Here is a 12,823-nt window from a genome sequence, read left to right as displayed (position 1 = left end):
AGCCATGACAGAACAAGCCTATCGGTTCAGATTTTACCCAACCACCGAGCAAGAAAATCTCTTGCGACGGACAATGGGCTGTGTTCGCTTAGTTTATAACAAAGCTTTAGCAGTACGCACAGAAGGCTGGTATGAAGGACAACAGAGGATAGGTTACACTCAAACATCAAGCTTGTTAACCGAATGGAAAAAGCAAGAAGATTTAGATTTTCTAAATGAAGTTAGTTGTGTTCCATTACAACAGTGTTTAAGAAACCTTCAGACAGCTTTTACTAACTTTTGGGCTAAAAGGGCTAAATACCCTAACTTTAAGAAAAAACGGAATGGAGGCAGTGCAGAATTTACAAAGTCTGCTTTTAAATGGAGAGATGGTCGGCTATTTTTAGCTAAGTGTAAACAACCATTGAATATTGTTTGGAGTCGATTTTTACCTCAAGATTGTTACCCATCTACAGTAACAATTAAATTAGAGCCTTCGGGACGTTGGTTTGTCTCAATTTTAGTTAAAGATTCAAGCATCAAACCATTACCAAAAACAGGTAAAAAGATAGGTATTGATGTAGGAATTACTAGCCTAATAACCACTAGCAACGGGGAAAAAGTAGCCAATCCTAAACAATTTAACTTCTTGTACAAAAAGCTAAAAAGAAAGCAGAAGGCATTGAGTCGGAAAACCAAAGGCTCAAATAACGGATATAAAGCTTTTCTAGAAGTAGCTAAAGTACACGCTCAAATTAAAGATGCTCATACCGACTTTCTTCACAAATTAACCACTAAGCTTGTGCGAGACAACGACTTAATTGCTATAGAAGATTTAGCTATTAGGAATATGGTCAAGAACCATAAGTTAGCTAGGTCAATTAGTGACGCTAGTTGGGCGGAATTTAATCGCCAGCTAGAATATAAATGTGAATGGTATGGAAAGAAATTAGTCAAAATTGACCACTATTTTCCTAATAGTAAACGCTGTGGCAATTGTGGTCACATTGTAGATAAACTGCCGTTAAATATCAGGGAATGGGAATGCCCTGAATGTGGCACTAACCATGACCGTGATATTAACGCATCTCAAAATATTTTGGCCGCAGGGCTTGCGGTTTCAGTCTGTGGAGCGAGTGTAAGACCGGAAGAGAGTAAATCTCGGAAGGCAACTGCATTGAAGCAGAAACCTAAATCGTGAGGTTTAGGAATCACCGTGCTAAAAAAAAGTGCGGTGAGGATGTCAAATCAGAGTCTAAGGAGACTGGGAGTGTGAGCAGGATGCTCACTAACCTCACTAGAAAGTATAGCAAGGGCTGAAACACAAGAGGGTTGACAAATATACCAAAGTATGCTTTCAAAAAAAATAAAAAAGGATTAGTCAAATAGTAAAATCTATCTTAAGATTAACGAATAAGAGAAATATTTTTCTTAACAACTAGCTCAAAAAACATAAAGAAATAGACTAGGAGGACACTCATGGCACTTGTACCTATGCGACTGCTCTTAGACCACGCAGCCGAGAATGGTTATGGTATTCCTGCATTTAACGTTAATAATCTGGAGCAAATCCTAGCGATTATGCAGGCAGCAGATGAAACAGATAGTCCCGTAATTTTACAAGCTTCCCGTGGTGCGCGGAAATATGCTGGCGAGAACTTCTTACGTCACTTAATCTTAGGTGCAGTAGAAAGTTATCCTCATATTCCCATTGCCATGCACCAAGATCATGGTAACAGTCCTGCAACTTGCTACAGTGCTATCCGTAACGGTTTCACAAGTGTGATGATGGATGGTTCTTTAGAAGAAGATGCAAAGACCCCTGCCAGCTTTGAATACAACGTTAACGTTACTGCTGAAGTCGTTAAAGTAGCTCACGCTGTGGGTGCTAGTGTAGAAGGTGAATTAGGTTGTTTAGGTTCTTTGGAAACCGGAAAAGGAGACAAAGAAGACGGCCACGGGTTTGAAGGAACCCTCAGCAAAGACCAACTTCTCACCGATCCCGATGAAGCAGTAGAATTTGTAGAACGCACTCAAGTTGACGCTTTAGCCATCGCTATTGGTACCAGTCACGGTGCTTATAAATTCACCCGCAAACCTACTGGTGAAATTCTCGCTATTAGTCGTATTGAAGAAATTCATAGCCGTCTCCCTAACACCCACTTGGTAATGCACGGTTCTTCTTCCGTACCCCAAGAATGGTTAGATATGATCAACGAATACGGTGGTCAAATTCCTGAAACCTATGGTGTACCTGTTGAAGAAATTCAAAAAGGTATTAAGAGTGGCGTTCGTAAAGTTAATATCGATACCGACAACCGTTTAGCCATCACTGCTGCTATTCGTGAAGCTGCGGTTAAAGATCCTGCTAACTTTGACCCTCGCCACTTCATGAAACCTTCTATGAAGTACATGAAACAAGTTTGTTCTGATCGTTATCAGCAATTCTGGACTGCTGGAAATGCTAGTAAGATCAAGCAAGAAAGTCTTGATGCTTATGCTGCTAAGTATGCTCAAGGCGAATTAAACGCCGGAACCAAGAAAACTGTTGCTGTTTAATTAGATTGAACACACCCCAACTAAATCACAGATTATAGTTGGGGATTCACTTGCACCTAGAAGCTTTTAGACTTCTAAGTGTCCCCAAGGTTACTGGTGTTCTCAGTGTATTTGTAGAACTTTGGCTAACAAATACCTTAGAGAAATACTTATCACCAATTAAGACAGAATACCAATACCTTGCCCCAATATTATATGAAGCGCAAAGATCGGCATTATATTGTTTGCCAGACGGAAAAGTACACAAAGAATAATTCTTTTTACTACGTTTAACTTTCCCACTACCATCAAAAGCATAAGCACTGGTATATTTAGGGTTGACTGTTTGCACATCTCCCCCTAATTCTGTCCATCGGTTATTTAAAATCTCTACTATTTTTCCATGACACCATAAATGAAACTTTTGTCTCATTAAAGTGCCTTTCTTTCCTGCCTTAGCTTTCCATCCTGCTAAGTTTTCGATAATAAAAAATGATAAGTTTTATAAATTTACAGTTCAAAAATAAGGACAAAATGATACCTAATTGCTTATTCTGAACTAGGGATTGCTTTCTCAAACAATTAAATCGCCAAGCAGCATGGACAATATCACCTCTGAATTTACTTTATCTGAAACGACAGAGACACCTTCACTGACAGTAGAGCAAGCTATTGCTAATTTACAACAAAAAGAGGACTTAAGTGACCGCTACTATGCTGCTTGGTGGTTAGGCAGGTTTCGAGTTAGAGAACCATTAGTGATTGATGCTTTGCTAAATGCTTTAGAGGATGAGGATGCTCGTTCTGCTGATGGCAGTTATCCTCTGAAACGGAATGCTGCCCGCGCTTTAGGCAAATTGGGTGATCTGCGAGCATTATCTCCACTGATTAACTGTTTGGAATGCTCAGATTTCTATGTGCGAGAAACAGCAGCACAAGCTTTAGAAATGTTAGGGGATAAAACTTGTATTCCTCAATTAATTAAATTGTTAAATGGAGGAATTGAAGCAGCGATACAAGTACCAGGAAAACCCCATTTGAGCCAACCTTATGAAGCGATTATAGAAGCTTTAGGGAGTTTAGGTGCATCGGAAGCTATCCCTTTAATTGAGCCTTTTCTCAACTATTCTGTAGCAAAAGTAAAATACGCTGCTGCTAGGGCTATGTATCAACTGACCAACGATTCAACTTATGCCAATGTACTTATCCAGGAGTTGCAGAATGATAGTCTACAGTTACGGCGATCGGCACTGATAGATTTAGGAAAAATTGGCTATTATGCAGCAGCAAAACCCATTGCTGAAACTTTGGCAGAAAATAGTCTTAAATTAATTGCAATTAAAGAAATATTAGAGTATCAATTGAATAATCAACTTATGGAACCTTTGTCTGATCAGTCTATCCAACTCATGAAATTAATGGATGGTCTTTTATAAATACAGTGAGTTTAATGATGCAAAACGAAGACGTTAAATCTCTAATTCAAAATGTTGCTACAGCAGATTCTGCCGACTCTCTATTAAACGCTGTTGAGTCCTTGGTGGAAGCAAATAATCAAGAGGCAATTCCCACTTTAATTGAAGTTCTGGGATACAATAATCCAGGTGCTGCTGTTGCTGCTGTGGATGGATTAATCAATCTTGGAGATGTAGCTGTCCCGTCACTTTTAGCGCAAATTGATGGTTATAATTATGGCGCAAGAGCTTGGGCAACTCGTGCTTTAGCGGGCATTGGAAACCCCCTTGCTTTGGATTTATTGTTATCTACAGCTATGAGTGATTTTTCCCTAAGTGTTCGTCGCGCAGCAGCAAGAGGACTAGGAAAAATTTCCTGGTCACATTTACCAGATAAAGAAGTAGCAACAGCCCAAATAAAAACCCTGAATACCCTAATAAAAGTGTTAGAAGATCCCGAATGGGTGGTTCGTTACGCAGCAGTTGTCGGTTTGGAAAATTTAGCATTGTCATTACAAGCAACTGAGGCTAATTATTCTAATCAAATTATTGAGAAGTTACAGTCTTTCATTAAAAATGAATTAGAATTAGCTGTTTGCATCCGAGCTAAACTCGCTTTGACTCATCTAGTTTGACTGAAGATTAGAGGTAAATATTTTGGCTTGGTTGACCATCGGGGAACCGGTGAAACTTGTCCTAATTATCGTGGAGATCACGAACTTCTCGACGTTTACGCCAAGCTTGCCAACCAACGTAACCTAATAAGACTGTAGCAGCGATCGCAAATCCCCAACCACTGGGAATGTTAGACAATCCTAAAGCAATGCTACCCACCCATAAAGTTAAAGCATAAATGAACAGTACAGTGAGACGATGAGATATACCAGCCTGAATTAAACGGTGATGTAGATGTCGTTTATCAGCAATAAAAGGAGATTTTCCTTGACTAATACGGGAAATAATCACCATAGACATATCTAAAATAGGAACAGCTAAGACCACGAACGGTAATAAAACAGCCGTTACTGCTACCGTGGCCACTGTTGCTACTTTCACCAAACCGATCACCCCAACTCCTGCCAGGGTAAACCCCATAAAATAAGCCCCACCATCCCCCATAAAAATTTGCGCGGGATTAAAATTGTAGCGTAGGAACCCTAAAGCTGCTCCGGCCAAAGCTGCTGCAATCAAAGCCGCGGCAGGTTGTTCCATAAACAAAGCCAATATCATCATCACCACCGCAGAAATGCCACATCCGCCGGCAGCCAACCCATCTAAACCATCGATCCAATTAATAGCATTAGCCATGCCTACCAGCCAAATAACCGTAATGGGAAGACTAAATACACCGATCTGAATCAAACTAGCAAAGGGAACCGATAAAAAGTCGATGCGAACTCCTACCCCCCAAGCTGCACTAGCAACGACGGTTTGTAACAGTAGGCGAGTCATGGGACTTAGATCGTAGAGATCATCCGCTAGGCCAATGAGGAAAAAGGCCACACCGCCCATGGTAACGCCCCATATTTCCCATTCTTTATTGGGGGGCAACCAACCAAAACCGCCGAAAATCCAAACTAATAGTAAAGCAATAACGGTTCCTGCAAAAATAGAAACCCCTCCCAAACGAACCATTGGCCGTTGGTGCATTTTACGGTTATTGGCATCGTTTTTGGGATTATCGACAAGACCTTTTCTTCGCCCAAACTCGTTAATGATGGGGGTACTCCACCAAACCACCACCAGCGCGATGATAAAAGCAACGAGATGATATAGTTCTGTTGGCATTGACATGGGTTTGGTTTGTCTCTTTTCATGGTGTGTAACGATATTATGTTATCATCATCAATATCATTCAAGTACATCGCATTATCAAGCTCAAATTCTTGGACATCAACTATTGCAAGGCTTAGTTATTCCAGTCCATTACGGTTGAAAATACGTGAATTGCTGACGAGTTATTGTTATCTTTAATGCCGAGGTGAAGACCCCCGTTACACTAATTTTAGTCCTCCACTAAGCATTTTGTCTTAAAATAGAAGTGCGATTCAGCAGCATAAGGTGAGTTCTGATGGTACAAGCTCCTTCTAAAACCAAACCACTCTTACTCCAACTTCCTGATGAGATGGCTCTAACGGTGAATTCAGAGCAGTTTGCTGCTTTGGCTGCTACCAATCGAGACCTTAGACTTGAACGAACAGCAAATGGACAATTAATTGTGAATCCGCCAACTGGCAGTGAATCAGGTAAGCGAAATCTGAGTATCAGTGGTCAACTTAATAATTGGTTTGAATCAAACGATAACCTCGGTGAAGCCTTTGACTCATCAACGGGATTTGAGTTGCCAAATGGGGCTAATCGCTCACCAGATGCTTCTTGGGTACGCAAGGAGCGATGGCTGGCTCTGACATCTGAGCAGAGAAAAGGGTTTGCACCTCTTTGTCCTGATTTTGTCGTGGAATTACGTTCAGAAACGGATAGCCTTAAAAAACTCCGTGAGAAAATGCAGGAATATATGGATAATGGCGCACAACTAGGATGGTTGATTGACCCTCAGAATAAGCGGGTGGAAATTTATCGTGCAGGCCAAGGGGTTGGGATTTTAAAACATCCAAGCAAGTTATCTGGTGAAGCAGTTTTACCTGGATTTACCCTTACTTTGAAACGCATTTGGACTTAGCGATCGCATTGCAATTGTGTTACACCATTCCAACAACTATCATGCACAGTTTTATTCCTCCTCACCGTTTTTTTCCTTATCTCTCCTGGACTGATATTGACTCAATGGAGGATAAGGAAAATGTGGTTATTGTGCAACCTATCGGGGCGATCGAACAACACGGACCCCATTTACCGATCGCAGTGGATGCTGCTATCAGTTTGGGGGTGTTGGGTAAGGCTTTGGAAAAGTTACCGTCAGAGATTCCTTGTTATGCTTTACCTTGTCTTTATTATGGCAAATCTAATGAGCATTGGGGCTTTCCTGGAACCATTACACTGAGTGCAAGCACTTTAATATCTGTCATTAGCCAAGTGGCTGAAAGTGTCTATCGTTCGGGGTTTCGTAAACTGATTTTAATGAACTCCCACGGTGGACAACCGCAAATTATGGAAATTGTTGCCCGGGATATTCATCAAAAATACCAGGATTTTTCCCTGTTTCCTTTTTTTACTTGGCGTGTTCCTAATATTGCCAAGGAATTATTAACCCCTCAAGAGTTAGAATATGGTATCCATGCAGGGGATGCAGAAACCAGTATTATTCTTGCTTTATTGCCCGATCAGGTGAAAATGTCCCAAGCTGTTAAGGAATATCCCCAAGGGTTGCCAGAGGATGGTTTAGTCAGTATGGAAGGAAAATTACCTTTTGCTTGGTTGACCAAAGAGTTAACCAAAAGTGGGGTCATGGGTGATGCTACCGTAGCGACCAAAGAGAAAGGCGATCGCCTCTTGGCTTCTGTTTCTGATGGTTGGGTTCAAGTGATTAAGGATGTTTATTGCTTTAAGCAACCTTGTTCCTCGGAATGACAATTAATATGATTACTTTTATATGTGTTGTATTTTGCGATCGCTTCTTTAAAATTAAGTAGGGTAAATATATAACTTTCTATAACTGTAATACTAATTTATTAATAATACGTTTTTATATACACTATCTCTATAGTATCTTCAATTTTTATAATAACACATTTTTGGTATTTTTTTTGCCAGTATACCCCACCGCATTTTGTACACCAATAAGGCATACACCTAAAGAAAAACTTAAGATTTTGGGTCATTTTTGGTAAATATCTGGAAATATTGACATAGCTGAATTTTAGGGGAAAAATACCTACAATGGATGGTAAAGATTTAGGTTTGGCTTGATTTGGTTATGGGTAGAAAGTTTATTAGTTAAGGTCATTCTGACTACGTTAGGAGTGTGGCTATCAGCAAGGATGGTCAAACTATTGTTAGTGGGAGTTATGATAAAGAAAATGTTTATCGTATGGATGAGCCTACTGATAAGACTATCAAGGTTTGGAATTCAGAAACAGGAGAATTATTACACACCCTTAAAGGTCATTCTTCCTACGTTACAAGTGTGGCTATCAGTTCTGATGATCAAAGGATTGTTAGTGGGAGTTTAGACAATACTATCAAAGTGTGGAATATAGAAACAGGACAATTATTGCGCACTCTTGAAGGTCATTCTGACTGGGTTAATAGTGTGGCTATCAGTAAAGATGGAACTATTGTTAGTGGAAGTGCGGATACAGATATTAGAGTTTGGAAAAATCAATTATAAACCATGAAAATTCAATATTTTGAAGATACGGACACAGTGTATATTATCTTCTCTAAAAACTCTCCTATAGAAACAAGGGATTTAGACGAAAATACTTTAATTGATTTAGATGAAAATGGACAAATGTGTAGCTTGACTATTCAACAGGCAAAGAACAGGGTTGATATTCCAAATATTGAATATATAGCAATAGACAGGCTAGTTAGGACACATAAATTATATTTTAAGGGAACAGGGAACAGGGAACAGGGAACAGAAAAATGTCCTAATAGCTTTGGCGACTGCTATAAAACCATCAAAAGGTAATTCTTTCAATCTGTCTATATAATTAATCAGTCTCTCAATAAAGCTTGAAAACCAGCTTGCTGAAAATGAATATCAGTTGTTAATGCTTCTGTTATTTTACGATCTTCCATGACAATAAAGGAAATACAGTCAACAATTCCCCAATTTTTATCTTTTCGTTGACAATATAATTGAAAAGCTCTTTCATAGAGTGTTTCTGACAATGGAATGATTATCACCATTTTGTCGTTTTCTAATGAGGATAATAGTTTAATTGATTTGGATCGGTATTTTTGCTTAGATAAAGCATTGCCAATCTCTAAAATAATGGCTCTGGTTGTAATTAAAAGAGTTTTCGATGCTTTTAATTTTTGGGCAATAACAACTGCTTTTTTATGATAATCATCCGTAGGTGAAGATAAGGCAATAGCATAACTTGTATCGAGAAATTTCTCAGGATTCATGCTCTTTTTCTTCACTATATAAGTATTTATCTATATTAGCAGACCAATCAGCCGGACCGTCTAATTGTAAGGATTCTGCTGTTTCTAAAAAGGAGCAATTTTCATCATTTCCATCAGATTTATTGTCAATAATAATCCGAACACGGGTGTTAGCTTTTAAGGTAACTGGTTGCTCCGGATGAAATACTTTGCCGTCAAATAATGCGTCAATCGAATTAAGCATAAGTTTTGAATGAAGTTATTTTTACTATAAATAATAACACCTGGGCATAATAGTATTATGCCCCTACGGAGTTTAATTTTTCCCCATGAATTATTTCCCGTCATTCACATCTCAGGAAAACACTTTTGTAGATGCACTATTTTCCTATAATAACTTTCTGTTTTTAAAATAACACAGTTTTCAAAGAAAAGCAAGAAGCGATCGCCTATTCACAGAACCGATATATTGTAGGGGTTTAATACCATTAAACCCACCTTAACCTTAAACACCCTACCGTTAAACCCACAATACAAATAGTGAAGAATAAATAACAACATCTGGGCATAATAGTATTATGCCCCTACAGTATTTCTTGTATTTCCCCAAGAATGAATAATTAATATCTTGGTTTAACAACTAAACGACGATTTGGTTCTTGTCCCCGACTTTCGGTAGCAATGTCTTGAACATCCTTGAAAAAGGAATGAATTTGACGACGTTCGGCCGAAGAAAGTGCCGTCATTTCTATTTCTTGCCGGGTTTGACGAACCTTTTGAGCAATGTCTTCGGTAAGGCTTTTTAACTGTTGAAGACGTTGTAAACGATAGCCATTGAGTTCTACAGTAAACCCTTGTTGCTCAGTATTATCAGTTTTGAGATTAATTAAGCTATTGGCTAAATATTGGATTGCGTCAATACCTTCTCCTTTTTCCCCTAATAGCATAGTAATTTTTTCAAGGGGTAATTGAGTTTCATCGATGATTAACCAACATTCGGTGATTTTTTCTAGTTCGTTTTCTCGATACTCAACCTTAACACTAGACGAGAAACCCATTAATTCTAAGAGGGTTTCTAACCATTCTTTACCTATTTGTTGTTCTTGTTCCATTGTCATAACGTGAACCTATATTTTATCGAAAATAGTTGGGTCTAAAACCCTGCCTTTTCAAGAGTATAGTTTTTGAAACGGAGCATAAATCTCTGTTTCTTTCAACAACTTCTGATTTCTGACTTCTGACTTCTGACTTCGTTAACTATCCTGTCTTGACTTGATTGGTAGTGGCTATTATTTTGTCTCCTGCTAAAACGCATTTTAGCAATACGTTTTAGCTTTGTTGACAATTTAAGAGGGTTTTTCTTTTTTCTTAGAACGCTTTTCAAAGGGAAGGGTTTGTCTTCCTTTTTCTGCTTTTTCTTGTTCTTCGAGTAACTTTTGTAAGTTTTCTGGTAAGGGTTCTCTCATTAAAACCAGGGTTTGTAGGGTTTGAAAAACGTTAGCTACAACGATGTACATCAAAACCCCAGCAGGTAAGGGGAAAAAGAGAAACATTCCACTAAAAATAAGGGGAGTAATCTTATTAACTGCCTGTTGTTGTTGGGCCCCACCACCAGAAGAACCGGACAATTCTTGGTTGATATAAATACTCGCACCAAAGAAAAGAATCATCCCTAAAATATCCCAGTTGATAGTACCGTCATCACTGGTGACACCAACTTGTCCTAAAGCTTTGATGAAGAGGAAACCGGTGTTAGCAGCAATCCCTGGTAGAGTGGCTTGAATGGTAGCTTCTCCTGGGGCTAAAGCTTCAATGCTTCCATCTTCATTAACTTGTAGTCGTTCTTCTCCTTTGGTAATTTCATAAGTAGCTTGAATATTACTGTCAAGGTTTTGTTGGACTAAGTTGGATAAGGATTGTCCTTCGTTGGTTTGAAATTCAACGGTTGTCTTTTCGCCAACCCCTAGGGTATTACCCCCAGGCAATAAAGCAGAAATAGGATAATGCTCACCATCGGTAACATAAATATTACTGGGTTTGGTGGCATAAGGTTGGGGGACAATGCGCTCAATTTGTTCTGAGGGCAAAATTTGTACATCAACGGTATAGTTAATGTTAGCGAAAGGTGATCCTCTCAAAGTGGCAAATAAAGCGAATAAAATGGGCATTTGTAACACCAGGGGCAAACAACCGGCTAAGGGGTTGCCAAACTCCTGCATCAATTTTCCCATTTCTTCCTGCTGTTTCGTGGGATCATCTTTGTAACGACGTTGAATTTCTTCTTGTCGTTCTTTCATTAAAGGTTGAGTAATTCGCATTTTCCGCATATTGCGAATTTGGCCTGCACTTAAGGGGTACAAACCCAAGCGAATGACTAGGGTTAAGGCAATAATCGCAAAACCGTAGCTTGGCACAATCCCGTAGAAAAAATCTAGGATTGGCAGCATAATGTTTGTGGAAATAAATCCGATACCAAAATCCATTCGTCTTAATCCAAGTAATTCCCTGATGGGGTGAGCTTTTGTGTAATCTATTGAATAGGAGGAATGAGTAACATAAGGGTTATCTCAGTCCTGATCTTGATTTTAGAAGTTATTGGGCCGTAATCGCTTCAACGGGTTTACCTGTTTTGTCGGCGACTTTTTCGGCCATATAATCATAAATTTCTCGGAAACGAGGAACAGCACGCATTTCTAAGCGACTTTTATCCCGAAGGGTGACAACGAGATCGCCCCATAATCCAATTCCACGGGGAATTTTGGCAATTTTAACGATTTCACCGTAAATAATATCGGTGCGATCGTTTCCCATCCAACCCCCAGTAATGGAAATACGGCGATCGGTGATACGATAACGTAACCAAATAGCGCGCACGATCGCTCCCACGGTTAAGGGTAAACAAATCACCGTGAATCCTAGTAATATATTGATGATTAAGTCCCCAACGTGAGGGCCACCTTCATAAAATGTGTTCTCTTTTATACCCATAAATTATCTCGGCTTTAATTAACAACTGTTCTAATTCTCGCAAAAAATGTTCATATTTGCACTCGGTTGCGTTACGCTTGACCACGATCACCACCTGATAACCTGGCATGATCATCGGTAGAAAAAGACGAATAACTCCTTTAATTTGTCGTTTTAGACGATTACGAGTTACTGCTTTTTTACTAACCTTTTGACTGATGGAAATGCCGAATTGTGTAGGTGGTGTGGTTGGTTGTTGGTCAGCTTGCCACAATACCCGCATAACCAAGTGATGACTCTGATAGCGTTTTCCTCGGTTATAAACGGTTTGAAATGCCTTGGGATGTCTCAGGCGGTTTTTTTTGGGTAATCCCACGGTTGACCATTCTGGCTAATCTAAATAGTGGAGAAAGGTCTATTTTCTAGACGGATAAGCGATGTCTTCCTTTTTTGCGTCTTGCTTGAATGACTTTACGACCATTACTCTTTCTCATCCTGGCACGAAACCCTGATGTTCTTTTCTGTTTACGATTTGTTCCCCCTAAGGTACGCTGAGTCACAATTTTTTTCCTCCAACAAGGTTATTTCGGTTTAAGTCTTTAAATACACAGTCTCTTATTATAACACTTTTTAATTGGGAGTATGGGGAGAGTGTGGGGGGTGTGGGGAAACGGAGTAATACGGCTCGGTTAAGCTCGAAAAGCTTCAGTTGAGTGAGGCAGAGGAAGCAGAGGAAGCAGAGGGGGAAATTAGTTTATATAGCAATAGACAGGCTAGTTAGGACACATAAATTATATTTTAAGGGAACAGGGAACAGGGAACAGGGAACAGAAAAATGTCCTAATAGCTTTGGCGACTGCTATAGCTTT

At 39.4% G+C, this 12,823-nt stretch carries 17 protein-coding genes and 1 pseudogene; 9 read left to right on the top strand and 9 right to left on the bottom strand.

The window, feature by feature from the left end:
• Positions 1 to 4 precede the first annotated feature (4 nt).
• Entirely contained in the window at positions 5 to 1,180 is a 1,176-nt protein-coding gene (locus tag QNJ66_RS16340; protein ID WP_300508757.1) for an RNA-guided endonuclease TnpB family protein, read from the top strand.
• Between the two features lie 278 nt (positions 1,181 to 1,458).
• Positions 1,459 to 2,538, top strand: coding sequence for a class II fructose-bisphosphate aldolase (gene fba / locus QNJ66_RS16335; protein ID WP_300508755.1), 1,080 nt, complete (start codon positions 1,459 to 1,461; stop codon positions 2,536 to 2,538).
• 46 nt (positions 2,539 to 2,584) lie between these two features.
• On the opposite strand, the gene QNJ66_RS16330 is transcribed toward fba, so the two are convergent.
• Positions 2,585 to 3,001: an IS200/IS605 family accessory protein TnpB-related protein gene (locus QNJ66_RS16330; protein ID WP_300508798.1), complete on the bottom strand. Its 417-nt coding sequence runs from the start codon at positions 2,999 to 3,001 to the stop codon at positions 2,585 to 2,587.
• A 115-nt stretch (positions 3,002 to 3,116) separates the two neighbouring features.
• Between QNJ66_RS16330 and QNJ66_RS16325 the strand changes: the two genes are divergently transcribed.
• Positions 3,117 to 3,953 (top strand): HEAT repeat domain-containing protein, encoded by an 837-nt coding sequence (locus QNJ66_RS16325; RefSeq protein ID WP_300508754.1) that lies wholly within the window; start codon positions 3,117 to 3,119, stop codon positions 3,951 to 3,953.
• Positions 3,954 to 3,970: 17 nt separating this feature from the next.
• On the top strand, positions 3,971 to 4,606 hold the full coding sequence (locus QNJ66_RS16320; protein WP_300508796.1) for a HEAT repeat domain-containing protein: 636 nt from the start codon (positions 3,971 to 3,973) through the stop codon (positions 4,604 to 4,606).
• A gap of 61 nt (positions 4,607 to 4,667) precedes the next feature.
• On the opposite strand, the gene QNJ66_RS16315 is transcribed toward QNJ66_RS16320, so the two are convergent.
• Complete coding sequence (locus QNJ66_RS16315; protein ID WP_300508794.1) at positions 4,668 to 5,759, bottom strand: MraY family glycosyltransferase; 1,092 nt, start codon at positions 5,757 to 5,759, stop codon at positions 4,668 to 4,670.
• Between the two features lie 283 nt (positions 5,760 to 6,042).
• On the opposite strand from QNJ66_RS16315, the gene QNJ66_RS16310 reads away from it, so the two are divergent.
• The 5 genes and pseudogenes from QNJ66_RS16310 (at position 6,043) to QNJ66_RS16290 (ending at position 8,565) form a co-directional block, all read left to right on the top strand.
• A complete protein-coding gene (locus tag QNJ66_RS16310) occupies positions 6,043 to 6,651 on the top strand; it encodes a Uma2 family endonuclease (RefSeq protein ID WP_300508752.1) in 609 nt (202 codons plus the stop codon).
• 38 nt (positions 6,652 to 6,689) lie between these two features.
• Positions 6,690 to 7,499, top strand: coding sequence for a creatininase family protein (locus QNJ66_RS16305; protein WP_300508792.1), 810 nt, complete (start codon positions 6,690 to 6,692; stop codon positions 7,497 to 7,499).
• Positions 7,500 to 7,881: 382 nt separating this feature from the next.
• Positions 7,882 to 7,986: pseudogene (locus QNJ66_RS16300) on the top strand (hypothetical protein); the annotation flags it as partial.
• On the top strand, positions 7,960 to 8,259 hold the full coding sequence (locus QNJ66_RS16295; protein ID WP_300508791.1) for a hypothetical protein: 300 nt from the start codon (positions 7,960 to 7,962) through the stop codon (positions 8,257 to 8,259). The pseudogene QNJ66_RS16300 and the gene QNJ66_RS16295, both read left to right, overlap by 27 nt.
• 3 nt (positions 8,260 to 8,262) lie before the next feature.
• Positions 8,263 to 8,565 carry a DUF2283 domain-containing protein gene (locus tag QNJ66_RS16290; RefSeq protein WP_300508751.1) on the top strand — a complete coding sequence of 101 codons (303 nt, stop codon included), beginning with the start codon at positions 8,263 to 8,265 and terminating at the stop codon, positions 8,563 to 8,565.
• Positions 8,566 to 8,591: 26 nt separating this feature from the next.
• On the opposite strand, the gene QNJ66_RS16285 is transcribed toward QNJ66_RS16290, so the two are convergent.
• The 7 genes from QNJ66_RS16285 to rpmH all read right to left on the bottom strand — a co-directional run bounded on the left by QNJ66_RS16285 (position 8,592) and on the right by rpmH (position 12,514).
• Positions 8,592 to 9,008, bottom strand: coding sequence for a PIN domain-containing protein (locus tag QNJ66_RS16285; protein WP_300508749.1), 417 nt, complete (start codon positions 9,006 to 9,008; stop codon positions 8,592 to 8,594).
• On the bottom strand, positions 8,998 to 9,231 hold the full coding sequence (locus QNJ66_RS16280; RefSeq protein ID WP_300508747.1) for a hypothetical protein: 234 nt from the start codon (positions 9,229 to 9,231) through the stop codon (positions 8,998 to 9,000). The genes QNJ66_RS16285 and QNJ66_RS16280 overlap by 11 nt, the downstream gene beginning before the upstream one ends.
• A 376-nt stretch (positions 9,232 to 9,607) precedes the next feature.
• On the bottom strand, positions 9,608 to 10,105 hold the full coding sequence (locus QNJ66_RS16275; protein ID WP_300508745.1) for a R3H domain-containing nucleic acid-binding protein: 498 nt from the start codon (positions 10,103 to 10,105) through the stop codon (positions 9,608 to 9,610).
• A 228-nt stretch (positions 10,106 to 10,333) separates the two neighbouring features.
• Positions 10,334 to 11,470, bottom strand: coding sequence for a membrane protein insertase YidC (gene yidC / locus QNJ66_RS16270; RefSeq protein WP_300508743.1), 1,137 nt, complete (start codon positions 11,468 to 11,470; stop codon positions 10,334 to 10,336).
• A 109-nt stretch (positions 11,471 to 11,579) separates the two neighbouring features.
• Positions 11,580 to 11,975: a PH domain-containing protein gene (locus tag QNJ66_RS16265; RefSeq protein ID WP_300508741.1), complete on the bottom strand. Its 396-nt coding sequence runs from the start codon at positions 11,973 to 11,975 to the stop codon at positions 11,580 to 11,582.
• Positions 11,947 to 12,330, bottom strand: coding sequence for a ribonuclease P protein component (gene rnpA / locus QNJ66_RS16260; RefSeq protein WP_300508739.1), 384 nt, complete (start codon positions 12,328 to 12,330; stop codon positions 11,947 to 11,949). The genes QNJ66_RS16265 and rnpA overlap by 29 nt, the downstream gene beginning before the upstream one ends.
• A 46-nt stretch (positions 12,331 to 12,376) precedes the next feature.
• Positions 12,377 to 12,514: a 50S ribosomal protein L34 gene (rpmH, locus tag QNJ66_RS16255; protein WP_007304785.1), complete on the bottom strand. Its 138-nt coding sequence runs from the start codon at positions 12,512 to 12,514 to the stop codon at positions 12,377 to 12,379.
• Positions 12,515 to 12,823 lie beyond the last annotated feature (309 nt).

The organism is Crocosphaera sp. (genome assembly GCF_030064895.1).
GTDB lineage: Bacteria > Cyanobacteriota > Cyanobacteriia > Cyanobacteriales > Microcystaceae > Crocosphaera.
Note: the sequence above shows the minus strand (reverse complement) of the source record. Positions and strands in the feature narration are given on the sequence as shown.